Annotated in this window: 20 protein-coding genes; 11 read left to right on the plus strand and 9 right to left on the minus strand. The window is 59.5% G+C overall.

The genetic code is table 11. The annotated features are described in order from the left end of the window. Positions 1–14: 14 nt before the first annotated feature. Entirely contained in the window at positions 15–386 is a 372-nt protein-coding gene (locus MB02_RS14960; protein ID WP_067539801.1) for a hypothetical protein, read from the minus strand. Next, positions 376–579 (minus strand): hypothetical protein, encoded by a 204-nt coding sequence (locus tag MB02_RS17855; RefSeq protein WP_082826251.1) that lies wholly within the window; start codon positions 577–579, stop codon positions 376–378. Before MB02_RS17855 ends, MB02_RS14960 begins: the two co-directional genes overlap by 11 nt. A gap of 116 nt (positions 580–695) precedes the next feature. On the opposite strand from MB02_RS17855, the gene MB02_RS14965 reads away from it, so the two are divergent. Continuing rightward, entirely contained in the window at positions 696–1,340 is a 645-nt protein-coding gene (locus MB02_RS14965) for a S24 family peptidase (protein ID WP_067539807.1), read from the plus strand. Positions 1,341–1,365: 25 nt separating this feature from the next. On the opposite strand, the gene MB02_RS14970 is transcribed toward MB02_RS14965, so the two are convergent. Next, on the minus strand, positions 1,366–2,394 hold the full coding sequence (locus tag MB02_RS14970) for a YeiH family protein (RefSeq protein WP_067539477.1): 1,029 nt from the start codon (positions 2,392–2,394) through the stop codon (positions 1,366–1,368). A 75-nt stretch (positions 2,395–2,469) separates the two neighbouring features. Here MB02_RS14970 and MB02_RS14975 point away from each other — a divergent pair, with 75 nt between their 5' ends. Together MB02_RS14975 and MB02_RS14980 are read left to right on the plus strand one after the other, a co-directional pair. After that, positions 2,470–3,339 (plus strand): LysR family transcriptional regulator, encoded by an 870-nt coding sequence (locus MB02_RS14975; RefSeq protein WP_067539480.1) that lies wholly within the window; start codon positions 2,470–2,472, stop codon positions 3,337–3,339. 71 nt (positions 3,340–3,410) lie between these two features. After that, positions 3,411–4,088 carry an MBL fold metallo-hydrolase gene (locus MB02_RS14980; protein WP_328585426.1) on the plus strand — a complete coding sequence of 226 codons (678 nt, stop codon included), beginning with the start codon at positions 3,411–3,413 and terminating at the stop codon, positions 4,086–4,088. Positions 4,089–4,137: 49 nt separating this feature from the next. Here MB02_RS14980 and MB02_RS14985 read toward each other — a convergent pair whose 3' ends face one another. Beyond that, positions 4,138–4,530, minus strand: coding sequence for an MAPEG family protein (locus MB02_RS14985; RefSeq protein ID WP_067539482.1), 393 nt, complete (start codon positions 4,528–4,530; stop codon positions 4,138–4,140). A gap of 203 nt (positions 4,531–4,733) precedes the next feature. On the opposite strand from MB02_RS14985, the gene rpmF reads away from it, so the two are divergent. The 5 genes from rpmF to MB02_RS15010 all read left to right on the plus strand — a co-directional run bounded on the left by rpmF (position 4,734) and on the right by MB02_RS15010 (position 7,803). Further along, positions 4,734–4,913, plus strand: a complete 180-nt coding sequence (gene rpmF / locus MB02_RS17520; RefSeq protein WP_082826238.1) for a 50S ribosomal protein L32 — start codon at positions 4,734–4,736, stop codon at positions 4,911–4,913. A gap of 25 nt (positions 4,914–4,938) precedes the next feature. Then, positions 4,939–6,015 (plus strand): phosphate acyltransferase PlsX, encoded by a 1,077-nt coding sequence (plsX, locus tag MB02_RS14995; RefSeq protein ID WP_067539811.1) that lies wholly within the window; start codon positions 4,939–4,941, stop codon positions 6,013–6,015. Continuing rightward, entirely contained in the window at positions 6,012–6,977 is a 966-nt protein-coding gene (locus MB02_RS15000) for a beta-ketoacyl-ACP synthase III (protein WP_067539489.1), read from the plus strand. The genes plsX and MB02_RS15000 overlap by 4 nt, the downstream gene beginning before the upstream one ends. Positions 6,978–7,144: 167 nt before the next feature. Then, complete coding sequence (locus MB02_RS15005) at positions 7,145–7,441, plus strand: integration host factor subunit alpha (RefSeq protein ID WP_456236278.1); 297 nt, start codon at positions 7,145–7,147, stop codon at positions 7,439–7,441. Next, complete coding sequence (locus tag MB02_RS15010) at positions 7,438–7,803, plus strand: MerR family transcriptional regulator (RefSeq protein ID WP_067539495.1); 366 nt, start codon at positions 7,438–7,440, stop codon at positions 7,801–7,803. Before MB02_RS15005 ends, MB02_RS15010 begins: the two co-directional genes overlap by 4 nt. Before the next feature lie 14 nt (positions 7,804–7,817). Here the strand turns inward: MB02_RS15010 and MB02_RS15015 are convergent, their stop codons facing one another. The 3 genes from MB02_RS15015 to MB02_RS18025 form a co-directional block, all read right to left on the minus strand. Then, positions 7,818–8,363, minus strand: coding sequence for a SixA phosphatase family protein (locus MB02_RS15015; RefSeq protein WP_067539498.1), 546 nt, complete (start codon positions 8,361–8,363; stop codon positions 7,818–7,820). A 10-nt stretch (positions 8,364–8,373) separates the two neighbouring features. Next, on the minus strand, positions 8,374–11,157 hold the full coding sequence (locus tag MB02_RS15020; RefSeq protein WP_067539501.1) for an ATP-dependent DNA helicase: 2,784 nt from the start codon (positions 11,155–11,157) through the stop codon (positions 8,374–8,376). Positions 11,158–11,338: 181 nt separating this feature from the next. After that, a complete protein-coding gene (locus MB02_RS18025) occupies positions 11,339–11,542 on the minus strand; it encodes a hypothetical protein (RefSeq protein WP_235829538.1) in 204 nt (67 codons plus the stop codon). Between the two features lie 9 nt (positions 11,543–11,551). On the opposite strand from MB02_RS18025, the gene MB02_RS18030 reads away from it, so the two are divergent. Then, the gene (locus tag MB02_RS18030) at positions 11,552–11,938 is read left to right on the plus strand and encodes a PadR family transcriptional regulator (protein WP_235829539.1); all 387 of its coding nucleotides are present in this window, start codon (positions 11,552–11,554) and stop codon (positions 11,936–11,938) included. Beyond that, a complete protein-coding gene (locus tag MB02_RS15030) occupies positions 11,935–12,222 on the plus strand; it encodes a DUF2218 domain-containing protein (RefSeq protein ID WP_067539507.1) in 288 nt (95 codons plus the stop codon). The genes MB02_RS18030 and MB02_RS15030 overlap by 4 nt, the downstream gene beginning before the upstream one ends. Before the next feature lie 36 nt (positions 12,223–12,258). Here the strand turns inward: MB02_RS15030 and MB02_RS15035 are convergent, their stop codons facing one another. Further along, positions 12,259–13,128 (minus strand): mechanosensitive ion channel family protein, encoded by an 870-nt coding sequence (locus tag MB02_RS15035; RefSeq protein WP_067539509.1) that lies wholly within the window; start codon positions 13,126–13,128, stop codon positions 12,259–12,261. 129 nt (positions 13,129–13,257) lie between these two features. Next, positions 13,258–14,946 (minus strand): amidohydrolase, encoded by a 1,689-nt coding sequence (locus tag MB02_RS15040; protein ID WP_082826239.1) that lies wholly within the window; start codon positions 14,944–14,946, stop codon positions 13,258–13,260. Positions 14,947–15,066: 120 nt separating this feature from the next. On the opposite strand from MB02_RS15040, the gene MB02_RS15045 reads away from it, so the two are divergent. Then, on the plus strand, positions 15,067–16,680 hold the full coding sequence (locus tag MB02_RS15045; RefSeq protein ID WP_067539512.1) for a lysine--tRNA ligase: 1,614 nt from the start codon (positions 15,067–15,069) through the stop codon (positions 16,678–16,680). Positions 16,681–16,695: the final 15 nt, after the last annotated feature.

Below are 16,695 nucleotides of genomic sequence, written 5' to 3' on the forward strand. Positions count from 1 at the left end.
TTCGGGCGTGATGCCTAGGCATCTTGCAGCAAAAGAATTTCAGCAATGACGATCACGCGCTGGGTCGGGATCATCTGGTGATCCACGCTCGTGATAGTGGCATCCGCGACAAGCTGGCCTGGAATCGCGAACTCGTGATCCGGCAAAGCCGCGATAAACGATTCGGCTGCGGCAACGGCGTAATCTTCTTCGAAAACTAGCTCTATCCGGTGACGCGACCCGGCAAACGTCGCGCTGGCCCACGGGGTTTCGCGATGGGCCTCTATTTTCACTTGTCCTTCAGAGAGCTTGTACAGTTCTTCTCGCAGCCTGTCGGCACAGGTGCGCCGCCGTACGCGGGGTACGGAGGTGGTGAGCGAGGGTGAAGGGCGGCATTCAACGTGCATGGGCTGCTCCGGTTTGCGATGAATTCTCATATATGTTCATGAAATGTTCCACTCGTCTCTCTGTGCGTGTTCGGGGGATGCGACCATTGCGCAGATCAAGCACGAAGCGTGGATCGTGTGTGGCGAGGCGTCCGAACTTGGTGGCTGGCATGCCGGTACGGCGCAGGAATTTTTCGATTTTACGGATCAACACGATCATCCCCCAATCCAGTGATTCGACCGGCCCGATTCGTTGCCTGTGAAATCCTACTTGTCTAGGAAAAATACTACGCGTAGGATTGCAGTGTGGTAAATCCGAAGGAAAAGCTCATGTCCGATGTGCGCAAGCGGCTGCTCGAACTGGCTGAGGAGGCACGTGTGAGCCTTGCTGCTCTGTCGCAAATGATTGGCCGTAACCCATCGTATTTACAGCAATATATAAGAAAGGGGAGCCCGCGTAAGCTGGATGAGACGGATCGGGCGACGCTTGCCGGGTTCTTCGGTGTTGCCGAATCGGAATTGGGGGGGGTGGAGGAAATTTCTCTCGATTCCCGAATCGGAAAGCGTATGGCCGGCTGGGTCGAAGTGCCAAGACTTGCGCTCGATGCATCGGCTGGCCCCGGTGCGTTCGGAACTGACGAATTGCCGTTCGACAGCTTCCGTTTTTCTGCCCGTTGGTTGCGTGAACGGGATTTCGATGCGGCGATGCTCTCCATCATTACGGTTGCAGGGGATTCGATGGAGCCGTTGTTGCGCGATGGCGATGAAATCCTTGTCGATCGCACACCACGCCCTTTGCGCGATGGTGTGCATGTCGTGAGACTGGGGGAAGCGCTGCATGTCAAACGGGTGCAGCAGTTACGGCCCGACGCGATCAAGCTGATCAGCGCGAACGAAGCCTATCCACCCGTCGAAGTGGCGCTGGCCGATGTCGATGTAATCGGCCGTGTGGTCTGGAAAGCCGGACGCCTTTGATCGCGAGGATCATGGACGAAGACAGTCAGGCCAATCCGCTGATTTTGAGCATGAGCAGGGCGGTCACGGCGAGCAGGAGCAGAGAAACCGCTACCGCCACAACCACGCGGGGGCCGGCGGCTGTAATGTCACGCAGGTCGACGCCCAGGCCGAGCCCGGCCATGGCCAGCACAGTCAGGATCTCACTCGCATGATGGGCCGATATGGCGACCGTATGCGGCAGGACGCCGATCGAACGGAGCCCGGCAAGGCCAAGGAACGCAAGAATAAAGGGCGGCAGAAGGTTTAGAAGTGTACCGCCTTTACTGGCCGGTCCGGTTCTCGCGGTGCGCCGCGCCATAAACAACGATAGCCCTGCTACGACAGGGCCCAACATCAAAACCCGGACCAGTTTGACCAATGTACCGGCCTGAACCGCGGTTGAGCCCATTGGACCTGCAGCGGCGAGAACCTGGGGGACTGCGTAGACGGTGAGACCGGCCAGCATACCCCCGGCGGCCGGACTTAGGTGCAAGTGTGTGGTCGCGATGGGCAGTGCGATGATGACGCCGATACCAAGCACTGCAGTGAACGCGATGGCAGTCGCAACATCGTCGCTGTCCGCATCGATTACAGGGGCAACGGCCGCGATGGCGGAGTTGCCGCAGATCGCATTCCCGCAGGCGATCAACATCGCCATTTTGCCCGGCAGACCGATCACGCGACCGACAAGATAGCTCGCCAGAATAGCGCCAATGACGGTGGCAATGATCGACAGTAAGAGTGGCAAGCCAGCTGCCGCCATGGTGCCGAAGCTGACTGTCGCTCCCATTAGCGCGACCGCAATTTCCAGCATCGTCTTGGCCGCGCACTTGATGCCCGCATCATAGATGCGCGGTGGGGTCCAGATTGTTCGTATGATAGCCCCGAGCACGATTGCCAGCACCAATGCCTCGAATGCTGTGCGGCCAAGGAGCAGGCGTTCGAGGTGTTCCAGCAACAGCGCAGTCAGAGCCGTTGCTGCGCATAACATCAGGCCTGGCACATGGGCGCGGAGAGACAGGGACAATGTCATTCCCCGAATCTGCGGCCGGCACTATAAAAAATCCAATTGATTGAATTTTGATATTTAATAAGTAATTCTTATCAAATGACGTTGGATCAACTCCGTATTTTCGTTGCTGTTGCGGAAGCGCTCAGCATGACGCGCGCGGCAGAACGACTGAACTTGACGCAACCTGCCGTCAGTGCGGCAGTCGCGGCGCTCGAAGAACGGCACGACACCCGGCTTTTCGATCGGGTGGGGCGGAGGCTGGAATTGACCGAAGCAGGCAAGTTGTTCTTGCCGGAAGCGCGGGAAGTGCTGGCCCGTGCGGAAGCGGCGCAACGTGTTCTGGTCGATCTCGCCGATCTTACCCGTGGAGAAGTGCGTATCGCGGCCAGCCAGACTGTGGCGAACTATTGGCTGCCCGAACGTATGGCGCGATTCGCGGGGGATAATCCGGGCATTCGGCTGGATCTGGTGACGGGCAATACTGCGCAGGCAGTCGCGCGAGTGCTTGGCGGAGAGGCTGATCTTGGTTTTGTCGAGGGTTTCGTGGATGAACCGATTCTCGCCCGCAGGGTCGTAGGCCATGATCGAATCGGTTTGTATGTCGCTCCGGGGCACAGGCTGGCAGGCTGCAAGGTATCCAAAGCAGACTTGGAAACTACCTCATGGGCGCTGCGGGAGCCTGGGTCTGGCACGCGCGAAAGTATGATGGCCGGGTTGGCAAAGCTGGGAATCGCAGAAGACACACTGGATATCCGGATGGAATTTCCGTCGAATGATGCGCTGCTTGAGGCTGCGAGGGCAGGGGATCTGATCGCCGGGGTGTCGGACATGGCTGCCGCGCCGCGCGTGGCCGCCGGTTTGATCCAGAGGCTGGACTGCCCACTTGCCGAGCGTGATTTCACAATGGTCACCCATCGCGCTCGTCGGCTGGGGCGGGCCGCGGCGGCGTTCATGGCTTCGCTTTAGGCTAAGGATTCGAATGGGTGTGCCGGGTTGAAGCGCTTGCATTCGGGCCCTCCCGCCGCCACATCGCGATCATGTCTGACAAAAGCACTCAAACCGGAATGCCGCCGATGCGCGCGGCCATTATTCCCGTTACTCCGTTACAGCAGAACTGCTCTCTCATCTGGTGTACAAAGACGATGAAAGGCGCATTGATCGATGCCGGGGGCGATCTGGATCGGCTCAAGGCAGCGGTCGAGAAGGCGGGCGTTACGCTTGAAAAGCTGCTCGTCACGCATGGCCATCTCGACCATTGCGGGCAGACCGGCATACTTGCAAAAGAACTTAGCCTGCCGATCGAGGGGCCGGATGAGGCAGATCGCTTCTGGATCGCCCGGCTTGGCGACGACGGTGCACAATATGGCATGCACGGGGAAGTGTTCGAACCGGATCGTTGGCTGAAGGACGGTGACAAGGTAACTGTCGGGGAATTGACCCTGGACGTGATTCATTGCCCTGGACACACCCCGGGCCATGTCGTTTTTTATCATGAGCCCAGCCATTTTGCGATTGTGGGCGATGTGCTGTTTCAGGGTTCTATCGGACGAACGGACTTTCCGCTTGGCAACCATCAGGACCTGATCGATTCGATCACGAAAAAGCTGTGGCCGCTTGGCAAGGACGTGACATTTATCCCCGGCCATGGCGCAGTCAGTACGTTTGGTCAGGAACGGCGAACCAATCCCTTCGTGGGGGATGCGGTAGTCGGGTAAATGAAACCGGCCCGTTCGATCATGGGCCGGTTTCCCCAATCTTGCCTGATCAGAATTTTCCGAGTGCGATCAGCACGGCGACTACGGCCAGGCCCAGCAGAACTGCAAAGGTAATCGCGGCGCCTGCTGCACGCAGCGGGTTGGCGGTGTCTCCGTCCATCCCGATCGCATGGCCCACGCGCGCCAACAGGAACGCGCCCACAACAAGCGGCAACCAGATTCCGCCTTTCCCGGCAATTTCGATCGCACCTGCGAGAATCAGCACCAGCGGGGTACTTTCAATGAAGTTGGCATGGGCCCGCATGCGTTTCAGCATCAGAGGATTGCCGCCGTCACCGTGGATAATCTTTGCGTTTGCGCGAACACTGCCGCACCGGAACATTAGCCACATATTGATGAGCGCGGCAGCGGCTGCCGCAGTTAACGTGGTTGCCAGAATCATGATTGCTGCCTCTCCCTGTTGCGTGCGGAGTGCTAGCAAGGGTGAGCCTGTGCTTGCAACGCTCGTGAAAATCGCTATAGGCCGCGCCTTCGCCGCCGTATGAAACCGCTGCGATGTGCGGGCCACGACTTGGGCTTGTGCATCACCGGGGCTTCGCTTAGGGCGGCTTCAAACAATTTGATATTGCAGGAACAGGTGCCGCAATGGCTGTCCCCAAAAGAAAAGTTTCGCCTCACCGCCGGGGCAACCGTCGTGCCCATGATGCACTCAAGGTCGAAGCATTCCATGAATGCTCCAATTGTGGTGAGCTGAAGCGCCCCCACAACCTCTGCTCGCATTGCGGTCATTATAACGGGCGCGAAATTGTTGCGGTGGGGCTCTAAGCCCCTTTAGCCGGAGATGTCCGTCATGAGTTTGCCGCGTATCGCTGTTGACGCGATGGGCGGAGACGATGGCGTGCGCGTTATGGTTGAAGGCGCGGCGCTTGCCCGCCGCCACCATGATCAGTTCAAGTTCCTGCTTGTCGGGGACGAGGCGCGAATCAAGCGCGCGCTCGAAAAGCATCCAAACATGTATGCCGCGTCCGAAATCCTTCATGCGGAGGATGTCGTTTCGGGCGAGGAGAAGCCGACGCAGGCATTGAGGCGGGCGAAGACCACCTCAATGGGGCTCGCGATCAATGCCGTGAAGCAGGGGGATGCGGGCGCGGCCGTCAGCGCGGGTAACACCGGCGCTTTGATGGCAATGGCCAAATTGGCCTTGCGCACTATGCCGGGGATTGATCGGCCAGCTTTGGCAGCCCGTATTCCAACTCTGGGCGAGAATGACGTGATCATGCTCGATCTCGGTGCGAATACCGAGTGTGATGCGCGCAATCTCCTGCAATTTGCAGTCATGGGTGCCGCTTATTCCCGGATCATTACTGGTCTGGATGCGCCGCGTGTTCGGTTGCTGAACATCGGAACAGAAGAGATCAAGGGTACCGATCAATTGCAGCAGGCTGCCGCGCAATTGCGCGAGGTGAGCGGGCTGTCGCTGCAATTCGAAGGTTTCGTCGAAGCGGACAAGATTACCCGCGGTGATGTCGAGGTGGTCGTTACGGATGGCTTTTCCGGCAATATCGCGCTCAAGGCCATCGAAGGAGCGGCCCGGTTCGTCGGCGATTTGCTCAAACGTAGCTTTACCAGCTCGCTGAGATCGAAATTCGGTTTCCTGATCTCGCGCCCAGCCACCGAGCTTATCCGCCATCATCTTGATCCCAACAATCACAATGGGGCAGTTTTCCTGGGTTTGAATGGCATTGTGGTGAAAAGCCACGGGAGTGCCAATGCGGCAGGCGTGGCTAATGCCGTGGCTGTTACGGCCCGCTTGCTGGAGGAAAACCTGACGGAGCGGATCATCGCCGATCTTGCGGAACTCGGTACCGGAACCGTAAATGCACAGGCCTTCGCAGGCGCAGAGGTACAGGGAGAGGTCGCAAAGTGATCCGTTCAGTTGTCCGTGGAAGCGGTTCGGCCTTGCCGAAGCGCTTGGTGACCAATGCCGACCTTGCCGGTCGGGTGGACACGAGTGATGAATGGATCGTCGAGCGGACGGGTATTCGCCAACGCTACATCGCGGATGACGATGAAACGACGTCTTCCCTCGCGATTGAGGCAGGGCGCAAGGCCATAGAAGCCGCAGGGATGGAGCCTGCCAGCATCGATCTTATCGTGCTTGCCACGGCAACGCCCGACCAGACATTTCCTGCCACTGCGACTCGCGTGCAGGATGCGCTTGGCTGCAATGGGGGGACGGCGTTCGACGTTGCGGCGGTTTGTTCCGGCTTCCTGTATGCTCTCGGTGTAGCCGATTCGATGCTTCGCACGGGTATGGCGAAGCGAGCGCTTGTGATCGGCGCGGAAACATTCAGCCGCATACTGGACTGGGAGGATCGCACGACCTGTGTGTTGTTCGGCGACGGGGCAGGGGCGATGGTTCTCGAAGCCGCTGACGTGGCCGAGGACGGGCCGGGCATTCTTGTCACCAGACTGCATGCCGACGGTGAGCATAATCAGCTGCTCTATGTCGACGGTGGCCCGTCAACCACGCAGACTGTCGGCAAATTGCGGATGAAAGGTCGCGAAGTTTTTCGTCATGCCGTGGTCAATCTGGCGGAAGTGCTGAACGAAGTACTTGGCGAAGCCGGGCTGACCCCCGCCGATATTGACTGGGTCGTGCCGCACCAGGCAAATGCGCGCATTCTCGATGCGACGGCAAAGAAACTTGGCCTTCCGGCGGAAAAGGTCATCAAGACCGTGGAATCGCACGCGAATACGTCTGCTGCATCGGTTCCGCTCGCTTTCGATGTCGCGGTCCGGGACGGGCGGATCAAGCCCGGCGATCTGGTTGTATTGGAGGCAATGGGCGGCGGCTTTACCTGGGGGGCGAGCCTCGTTCGGCTGTAATTACAGCCTAAAGCGCGAAATGTCCCAAATCGGGCCCGTTCGGTCCTGTTAAGACCCAGGATTGCAATTACTGTTCCTTCGGCATTGATAAATCGTGTGAAACGCGTAGTCTTCTGATTCGGGGAGTTTATAGCGTTCGCACAATTTATAGAGGGGACGGCCACATGATGCGTTCGGTGGGTACGCTCACTCGCGCTGATCTGGCAGAGGCGATCAATCGTAAGATCGGCCTGTCGCGCGCGGAATCTCTTGCTCTCGTCGAGTCGATTCTCGATCGGATGAGCGACGCCATGGCTCATGGCGAGAATGTAAAAATCTCTGGTTTTGGCACTTTCATCCTGCGCGACAAGAAACAGCGCATCGGTCGCAATCCGAAGACCGGCGTAGAAGTGCCGATCACGCCACGGCGCGTGCTGACCTTTCGCGCCAGCCAGATCCTGAAAGACAGGATATTCGAAGGATGAACAGTCCTGTCGACCTGCGCTTTGCCGATGGCAAGGATGCAGGGGCTTTACGTACGATCGGCGAAGTTGCGAAAGCATTGGGAATTGCGCCGCATGTCCTGCGGTATTGGGAACAGCAATTTCCAATGCTTAAACCGGTCAAGCGTAGTGGCGGACGCCGCTATTATCGCGCGGCCGATATCGACCTCATCTCTACTATAGACCGCCTCGTGAACCGGGAAGGGTACACACTGAAAGGCGCGAAGAAGGCGCTCGCATCTGGTGTTGCCGAGGAGATCGAGGCTCCCGAACTTACGGCAGCCGACCTGCTGCCGCGCTTGCGGGTATTGCGTGAGCAGCTGGCTTCGGCATTGGACGCATAACGCACAAGCCTGCGTTACGGCACCTCTTCAGGGCCGAGAGTTGGGTCGAGGTCGCGCGGGCGGGCAAAGTGGACCATCCGGCCACAACCGCGTTCGATATCTGCCCAGTCGTCTATATCGAGTTCGATAACGGCAAAGGCTGCCGTAGGAAATTTCCGGACGGCTTCGTCGAATTTGGCATCCTGCGCCGATTCCGGAATCAGCTCGAACAGCATGTCCTGCAATCCGGGGTTGTGTGCAGCGAGAATGATGTTGGCAGGCTGCCCTTCGACATGGCGCAGGACGTCGAGCATCGTCGGGACATTGGCGAGATAGAGACGTTCATCCCATGTGACGGGCGGCGGGCTGGCCATGGCGGGAATCGCACTTTCCAGCGTTTCGCGCACACGAACGGCGGGGCTCGCAATCAGAATGTCCCAAGGGACACCGTGTTCGCCAATATGCTGGCCCATCAACGTGGCTCCTCTGCGTCCACGCTTGTTCAGCGCGCGGTCGAAGTCGCGTAGATCCATGTCCTCCCATGAGGATTTCGCATGCCGAAAAAGTCCGAGCCGTTTCACGCCCTTGCCATCATCCTTTGTTCCCGGCGTCTTGTGTGTCCGGTGTTTCGGGTTCCGTCGTTCGGTCCAAGGAAACACTGGAGGCGATGCGTTGTAAAGCCTCATCCAGTGTCAGTCTTATGACAGGTGTGCCCTTGGGGAAAGCGGTGAGCAGACGGCTGGGGAACGCCGCGGACAGGACGACGAAATGCCCCCGATCTTCCCTGCTGCGGATCAAACGGCCAAAACCTTGCGCCAGTCTGGCCCTGATAATGCGATCGTCATACGATGATCCGCCATTCATCGCGCGGCGCGCACGGTGAAGGATGCCCGGTTTGGGCCACGGAACCTGCTCCATCACGACACAACGCAGTGAATGACCGGGGACATCGACTCCATCGCGGAGAGCATCGGTGCCGAGCAGGGATGCATGGGGATCGTCGCGAAAGATATCGACCAGTGTGCCCGTGTCGATCGGATCGACATGCTGGGCATAGAGCGGCAATCCGGCGCGGGCGAGATGATCTGCAATTCGTCCATACACTGCGCGCAGTCGCCGAATAGCGGTGAACAGCCCCAGGACTCCGCCTTCAGCCGCTTCGATAAGGCGGGCATAGGCCCCCGCCAGCGCAGGTATGTCGCCTCGCTTCACGTCGGTGACAATCAGAACCTCGGCCTGGTTCGAATAATCGAATGGGCTTTCTGCCATGCACAGGCGCGGCGCGACATCGATATGCGCGGCACCAGACCGGGCTATGGCAGTTTCCCAGTCGTCATCCTCGTGCCCGCTGCGGTCCGTCAGAGTTGCACTTGTGAGCATCACGCCGTGTGAGGGTTCGAGCACCACGCGCGCAAAAGGCTTCATTGGATCGAGCCACCGGCGGTGAATGCCGGTGTCGTATTCCCGGGCCTCGGACCGGTCGACTGCGAGCCAGTCGACGAAATCCGGGTCAACCGGTCCACCCAGACGGTCAAGCAATGCCTCCCAGGCGGCAATCAGGTCGATCCGCCAGCCGAGCGAATGGCGGGCACCCTCGATCCGTGCGCGGCCCAATCCGTCGAGCCAGTCGGGCGGTTCCTCCAACAGAGCTTCCAGCCGATTGGACAACTTCATCAGCGGATGGCGCAGTTCGGCCAGTGCAGCTTGCGCTTGCCCGGCGAGTTCGACGAAGTTGCCATCCAGTTGAGCCGCTTCGGTTTCGATACCGTATCCCGCCTCTTGCCCGCCGCTTTCGTCGCGGGCGTAGGTGAGCGAACGTACCGCGCCGAGCAGGGTTTCCAGCGGCCCTGAAGGTGCCTCGTCATGCAGGCGTTGCAGCCATCCGTCAGCGGGCAGCGCTTCTGCGGCCTCGCGCGCGGCGGCGATCGCCTTGGCCCCTTGTTCGTCGTAAGAGGAGACATCGGCCAGCCGGGCGGCAAGACCCCGCCGCCGCCCCTTGGAGCCACGCTCGGGCCCGATGACCCAGCGCCTTAATTCAATCGTCTCACTACCGGTCAATGCGGCGGAAAACGTTGAATCGGCTGCCTCGAATACGTGATGGCCTTCGTCGAATACGATGCGTGTCGGACGCTGGGCATGATCGCGTCCGCGTGCGGCATTGACCATCACCAGGGCATGATTGGCGATGACCAGATCTGCCTGGGCCGAAGCACGAGCGGAGCGTTCGATAAAGCACTTCCGATAGTGGGGGCATCCGGCATAGACGCATTCGCCGCGTTGATCGGTCAGCGCCTTGATCCCTCGCTGGCGAAACAGTGTTCCGAGCCATCCCGGCAGGTCACCGCCGATCATGTCCCCGTCCTGCGTATAGGCAGCCCAACGGGCAATCAATTGCGCCATGATGGCCGGACGTCCGCTGAACCCCCCTTGCAGCGCGTCTTCGAGATTGAGCAGGCAAAGGTAATTTTCCCGCCCCTTGCGCACTACCACTCGCTGCCTATTGCCGGATGCAACGCTGCCTTCCGTCGACGTATCAGGCCATACGCGGCGGCTTTCGCGGCGGAGCTGACGTTGCAGATTCTTAGTATAGGTGGAAACCCAGATCGTTCCGCCAGATTGCTCGGCCCATAGGGATGCCGGTGCCAGATATCCCAGCGTCTTGCCGGTCCCGGTGCCCGCCTGGGCCAGCAATACATGGGGGAGGCCCGGCTGCTGCCGCGGGGCAAACGTATGACCTGCCTCGCGCGCGTAGGCTTGCTGGCCGGGGCGTTGTTCGGCGCCTGCGCCGGTCAGGAATGCCAGTCTTGCGTCGATGGCTTCGGGATCAAGTACGATCTGTCCGGGTTGGGGCCTGTCAGGGGCCTCCTCCCATTCCGGGAGACGGGTGAACAGCCACCGTTCGGCCCGTGGGGGCTGCTTGATATGAGGGGCGATTACCTGGGCCCAGGGCCAGCGCAGACGGGAAAGGGATTGCAGTGCGCTCCAAGCGCCTTCGCGCTCTGCCCAGTTGGAGCTTTCACAGGTTTCCAGCAATTTGCCAGCCGCGTGTTGCAGCAGTTCGGGCACCGCATCGTCGCTGGCAGGCGGTGCCAGCCCCAATGCGGTTGCGAGACCTTTGGGTGTGGGCACGCAAAAGCGCGCAGGATGAACGAATGCGAACAGTTCCAGAAGGTCGAGACCGGAAAGGTCGGGATATCCCAGGCGGGTTGCCACCAGAGGCGCATTGAGCATCAGCAACGGGGTATCGGCCGAGGCCATGATGGCTTCGCCTTTACCCAGACCGCGCGTCCTTCCGTCACTATCGCGCAGCCAACAACCGCCATGGCTGGCATGGAGTGCGCCCAGGGGCAGGGGGGAAGGACGCGGTGCGGCCATATCCTTGCGTTAGGACGGGCAGGTAGCGGTGGGCAAGGCGACAGCGCCGGCTGGAGCGCATTTTACCCAGACATGATCTCGATTCCGTCGCAGCGAGCGCGATTCATGCTCGGGTCTTGCAAAATAACTTACAAGATATATCTTAGACGAACTTGAAATGGTCTGGAGATATTTTGTGAGATCAGGAAATGGCCATGCCCATGGCCGGGGTCGGCATCGCGGACACGGTGGGGCACAGGAAGCCTTGGAGCCTCATCACGGCGGAAGAGGCCTGCACCATCATGAAGATGGATTTGGCAACCGGAGACGTCGGCGACGGCGTTTGTTCGATCAGGGCGAGTTGCAATTGTTGCTGCTGAGCCTGACCGTAAATCAGGCGCGGCACGGATATGAAATGATCCGCGAAATCGAGGCGCGTTCTCACGGAGGATATTCGCCCAGCCCGGGCGTGGTATATCCTGCCCTGACCTTCATGGAAGAAGCAGGTTTGATTGCGGTTGCCGCTGACGAAGGCGCTCGCAAGAGTTACGCCGCCACCGGAGAAGGTGAGGGGCACGTCGCGGCACATGCGGACGAAGTGGCGGCGGTCGAGGCGCGGCTGGCGGCTCTGGCGGAAATGAGGGAACGCACCGATGCAGCGCCTGTCAAACGGGCAATGCAGAATCTCAAGACCGCGATTTTTGACCGCTTGTCGCAGGAAAATGCTGGGCGAGACACGGTGTTGCAGGTCGCGGACCTGATCGATCAGGCGGCGCGCCAGATCGAGAGGATCGAAACATGACAACAGCGATCGCAATGGTCAGCACCGCCAATGGTGGGAAATACATTCGGCAACTCTGCAAGCACTGGTCGCACAAACTGGATGTCGAACAGGAAGGGCAGACCGGCGTGGTCCGGTTTCCCGACGCTGTGGCCACCATGGAAGCGGGTAATGATGCGATACGGGTCAAACTCGTAGCCGACGATCAAGAGACGGTCCTGCGTTTGCAGGACGTGATCGAACGCCATCTTGACCGTTTCGCCTTTCGCGAAGCACCGCTGCTTTACAAGTGGAAGGTGGGTTAACCACCTTCCACGGAGGCCTGAGGCCTCGCCTTTGGCTCAGGCCGCGTTGGCGGCCGGCAGGGAAACCGGAACATCGTCTTTGAAGGTATGCGTGACATAGGGGAAAGGAATCTCGATCCCCGCATCGTCCAGTGCCTGCTTCACTGTGAAGACCACCTCGCTCTTGACGCCGAGAAAGTCGTTCTTGCCGGTATCGGTCCACCAACGCACGAGGAAGTCGATCGAGCTCGAATTGAATTCCTGGGCATATATGTCGATGCCCCGCTGCTGCTCTATGGATGAGAGCCTGTCCAATGCCTTGCGGATGGTACTTTCGGCTTTCGCGAGATCGGTATCGTACGAGACGCCGACTACGATCTCGTTCCGGCGAATGGGGGCGTCGGTCAGGATTTTCACCGGGTTCTTGAAGATTGTGGAATTCGGAAGAATGGTCAGCTCGTTGGAAAACTGCCGGATGTGGGTTTCCCGCAAGGTAATCCGTTCGACCTTGCCCAGAATGCCGTCCACTTCGACAGCATCGCCGATCTGCATCTTTTCCCGCAGCATGATCAGAACGCCGGCGAGGAAGTTTTCGAAGATGTCCTGAAACGCGAAGCCGATCGCGACGGCGCCAATACCCAGCCCGGCGACAAGACTGGCGGGTGTCAGCCCAGGCATGACGATGGCGGCTGCGATCATCAATCCGATAAGCCAGATGCCAAGCCGCACCAGCGTCTCACTCAATTGCCTGAGATCCTGCCTCAGCGAAGTCCGGTTGGTAATCCGTGAGGTGATGCGGACGGCTGCCCGGGACACCAGCCATGTCAGCAACAGAACACATATCGCGATGGCGATTCCCGGGATGGCGGCGATCAGGGCATGGGACATCGCATCTACCTGCTCACGCAGGATATCGGCATAAGGCAACGTAAAATCTCCAGCTTTATCTCATTCCTCCAACAGTCAGAACGTGGCTCTGTTCCGACGAGGCGGGTGCCGGGTGCCATTTTCCTTCAGAAAGGGGCGGGCCATCGAAACAGGCGCGGTGCTGGAAATTCAGTTCCTCGACCAGATGGTGCGCCCTTCCTTGATCGTTTCGAGTACGGCAATGTCACGGATGGCATCTGTTGGCGTTTCCAGGGGGTTGCGGTCCAGAACAACGAAATCGGCAAGTAGCCCCGCGTGAATGCGACCCTTGCGGTTTTCCTCGAAGATTTGCCAGGCAGGGCCGGTCGTCAGCGCTTGCAGAGCGGCATATGCGGATACCCGCTGGTCCGGGCCGCTTACCACACCCGATTTCGACACGCGGGCCATCGATGTCCACATCATCAGCCGGGTATCCAGCGGCGTAACCGGAAAGTCGCTGTGGTTGGATGGGTGGAGGCCGGCGGCCTTTGCCGCGCGCAGCGGGCTGATGAAGTCGACCACCTCCTTGCCGAAATTGCTGCGGTGTACGTCGGCCCAGAAATAGGTGTGATTGGTGAAATAGGCGGGCCCGACGCCAATCCGGGCATAATCGGCCAATTGCTCGGGCCGCTGGAACTGGGAATGGATGACGATGGGCCGTCGATCATCCCCGGCCACGATGCCAAGCGCGTCAAAGGCGTGAATTGCCATGTCGATGGCTGCATCGCCATTGGCGTGCGCAAATATCTGCCATCCGCGATCGTTTACCTTGCGGGCGAGGCGGGTGAAGGTTTCCTCGTCGACAACAGGCTGTCCGTGCCAGGGATGATGCCCTGCCGGACTGCCATTGGCATAGTCGCGCGTGAAATAGGCAGTGCGGGCCTGCGGCGATCCATCGAGAATGAACTTGATGCCCTGCAGTTTTACATGTCCGCGATAGGAACCGAATTGCAGGTCATCGCGGCTGAGCAGATCGTCAAGCTGCGTATAGAATGGCAACAGGGCGAGATCGATGAACATGTGTTCGCCAGCTGCTTCGGAAAGGAAGAAGGGGAGGTCTGACGCCTGCGTCGCCCCGTCCTGAGCATGGGTATAGCCTTCGCGGGCATAACGCATTTGCGCGGCGTCGAGCGCGGCGAGTTTCTCCTCCTCCGTGGGTTGCGGCATAACCGGGAACAGGAGGAAGGAGGCGCTCTCGAACAAGGCCCCGGTCAATTGCCCTTGCTCATCCTTCAGGATCATCCCACCGGGGGGCACTGCTGTCGTTTCGTCGATCCCTGCTGCAGCCAGTGCAGTGCTGTTCGCGACCAGGCCATGTCCGGATATGTGCAGCAGGACCACTTTGCGGCCCGGCAGCGCTGCATCGAGTTCGGCACGCGTGACCTGACGCCGTTCGGACAATTCCTCCTGATCGTATTGCGTGGCGATGACCCATCCACCCTCGGGAATGTCCCTGGCTGCGACATAGGCGTGCAGGGCATCGAGCAGGCCTGGGATATCTTTCACTGGCGGGTCGGAAAGGTCGAGCGTGTTGGCCCCCTGCAGCGCTGCGGTGAAATGGGAATGAGCATCTATGAAACCGGGCAACATGGTCGCACCATGCAGATCCCGGTCGATGGCATCGGCCCCGGCAAGTGTGCGCGCCTTCGCTTCCGGCCCGGCGAATGCAATTAATCCGTCGCGCACCACGACAGCTTCGACAGTTTCCGGACTGTCGCCATCCATCGTGATGATGGGGCCACCATGATAGAGTGCTGCAGGTTCAGCCTGTGCCTGGCTGCCCGTAAACGCAGCAATGGCCAGACCTGCCGCCAGCCATTTGAAACGGAATTTGCGCATGCCAGTCTCCTCTCCCAACCCTGTGCCTAGGGGAAGACAGGGCGATTTGCATCCTCTGACTGGAGGGCGCGGCTTTTGCGCACTTGCGAAAAGCGCGCATCTCCGCGAAAGGGCTCGGCCATGACTGACAGCACTCTGATCGCAGCCGCGAAGACGTCCAAGGCATGGCCGTTCGAGGAGGCCCGCAAGCTCGCCAAGCGGTTCCCGCAAGGGAAACCGGGTGGTGAGCCGGTGTTGTTCGAAACCGGCTATGGTCCGTCGGGCTTGCCGCATATCGGCACTTTCCAGGAAGTATTGCGCACCACGCTGGTACGCCGTGCCTATGAAGTGCTTACTGACGGTGCCCCCACTCGGCTGGTGGCTTTTTCGGATGACATGGACGGCCTGCGCAAAGTGCCGGACAATGTCCCCAATGGGGAACTGCTGGCGGCCAATCTCGGCAAGCCGTTGTCCCGCATTCCCGATCCGTTCGGAAAGTATGAAAGCTTCGCGCATCACAACAATGCGATGCTGTGCGAATTCCTCGATCGCTTCGGCTTCGACTATGAATTCGTTTCCGCTTCCGATCGATACAATTCCGGCGCATTCGACGATGCGTTGCGCAACGTGTTGCGCAATTACGGTGCGATCATGGACGTCATGCTGCCAACCCTGCGGGCAGAGCGGCAGGCGACCTACTCACCGGTTTTGCCGGTCAGCCCGTCAAGCGGAGTGGTGCTTCAGGTCCCGGTCGAAGTGGTCGATGCGGAAGCAGGCATCATCCGTTTCGCTGACGAGGATGGCAGTACGGTCGAGCAATCGATTCTCGGCGGACAGGCCAAGCTGCAATGGAAAGTCGACTGGGCAATGCGTTGGGTCGCGTTGGGCGTCGATTACGAGATGTGCGGCAAGGATCTGACCGATAGTGTCACCCAGTCTGGCAAGATCGCGAAGATTCTTGGTGGGCGGCGCCCGGAAGGATTGATCTACGAACTTTTCCTCGACGAGAAGGGGGAGAAGATCTCGAAGTCGAAGGGCAACGGGCTCACGATCGAAGAGTGGTTGCGGTACGGTACGGAAGAAAGCCTCGGCTTTTACCTCTTCCGCGAACCGAAGAGCGCCAAGCAACTGCATATCGGGATCATTCCGCGCGCGGTCGATGAATACTGGCAGTTCCGGGAACGGCTGGCAGAGCAGGATCTCGACAAGCAACTCGGTAATCCCGTGTGGCATCTGAGCCGTGCGAATGGAGGGGTTGCCGGGGCGGACGCACCCGGTGCGGGGGACAAACTCGCCGTTACTTTCGGGCTTCTGCTCAATCTCGTTGGGGTACTGGGACCCCGTGCTACGCATGATCAGGTTTGGTCTTATCTGGGCAACTACGTCCATGATGCGAACCCGGCGGATCATCCGGAATTGAACAATCTCGTTGATCCGGCCCTGGCCTATAATCGGGATTTCGTGCTGCCGACGCTCCATCATCGCGCACCTGCCGCGAATGAGGCGGCCGCGCTGAAGGCGCTGGATGGGGAACTTGCGGAGCTGCCGGAAGATACCGCAGCGGAAGACATTCAGACCAAAGTCTATGAAATCGGAAAAGACGAAGCATTCGGTTTCGAAAGCTTGCGGGATTGGTTCAAGGCGCTCTACGAAACGCTGTTGGGGTCCTCTCAAGGGCCGCGCATGGGCAGCTTCATTGCGCTTTATGGCATTGCCAACACGCGCAAGCTGATCGAAGAGGCATTGTCCCGGTAATCTTCTGCGAGGTGG

The sequence above is a fragment of the Croceicoccus estronivorus genome (assembly GCF_001625325.1).
Lineage (GTDB): Bacteria > Pseudomonadota > Alphaproteobacteria > Sphingomonadales > Sphingomonadaceae > Caenibius > Caenibius estronivorus.

Excerpts from the sequence above, each read along its gene's own strand:
- MB02_RS15030 (WP_067539507.1), top strand. The coding sequence starts at position 11,935 with ATGACAACAGCGATCGCAATGGTCAGCACCGCCAATGGTGGGAAATAC.
- rpmF (WP_082826238.1), top strand. The coding sequence starts at position 4,734 with ATGGCTGTCCCCAAAAGAAAAGTTTCGCCTCACCGCCGGGGCAACCGT.
- MB02_RS15045 (WP_067539512.1), top strand. The coding sequence starts at position 15,067 with ATGACTGACAGCACTCTGATCGCAGCCGCGAAGACGTCCAAGGCATGG.
- MB02_RS15005 (WP_456236278.1), top strand. The coding sequence starts at position 7,145 with ATGCGTTCGGTGGGTACGCTCACTCGCGCTGATCTGGCAGAGGCGATC.
- MB02_RS14965 (WP_067539807.1), top strand. The coding sequence starts at position 696 with ATGTCCGATGTGCGCAAGCGGCTGCTCGAACTGGCTGAGGAGGCACGT.
- MB02_RS18030 (WP_235829539.1), top strand. The coding sequence starts at position 11,552 with ATGATCCGCGAAATCGAGGCGCGTTCTCACGGAGGATATTCGCCCAGC.
- MB02_RS14975 (WP_067539480.1), top strand. The coding sequence starts at position 2,470 with ATGACGTTGGATCAACTCCGTATTTTCGTTGCTGTTGCGGAAGCGCTC.
- MB02_RS15010 (WP_067539495.1), top strand. The coding sequence starts at position 7,438 with ATGAACAGTCCTGTCGACCTGCGCTTTGCCGATGGCAAGGATGCAGGG.
- MB02_RS14985 (WP_067539482.1), bottom strand. The coding sequence starts at position 4,530 with ATGATTCTGGCAACCACGTTAACTGCGGCAGCCGCTGCCGCGCTCATC.
- MB02_RS15020 (WP_067539501.1), bottom strand. The coding sequence starts at position 11,157 with ATGGCCGCACCGCGTCCTTCCCCCCTGCCCCTGGGCGCACTCCATGCC.
- MB02_RS15040 (WP_082826239.1), bottom strand. The coding sequence starts at position 14,946 with ATGCGCAAATTCCGTTTCAAATGGCTGGCGGCAGGTCTGGCCATTGCT.
- MB02_RS14960 (WP_067539801.1), bottom strand. The coding sequence starts at position 386 with ATGCACGTTGAATGCCGCCCTTCACCCTCGCTCACCACCTCCGTACCC.
- plsX (WP_067539811.1), top strand. The coding sequence starts at position 4,939 with ATGAGTTTGCCGCGTATCGCTGTTGACGCGATGGGCGGAGACGATGGC.
- MB02_RS14980 (WP_328585426.1), top strand. The coding sequence starts at position 3,411 with ATGTCTGACAAAAGCACTCAAACCGGAATGCCGCCGATGCGCGCGGCC.
- MB02_RS14970 (WP_067539477.1), bottom strand. The coding sequence starts at position 2,394 with ATGACATTGTCCCTGTCTCTCCGCGCCCATGTGCCAGGCCTGATGTTA.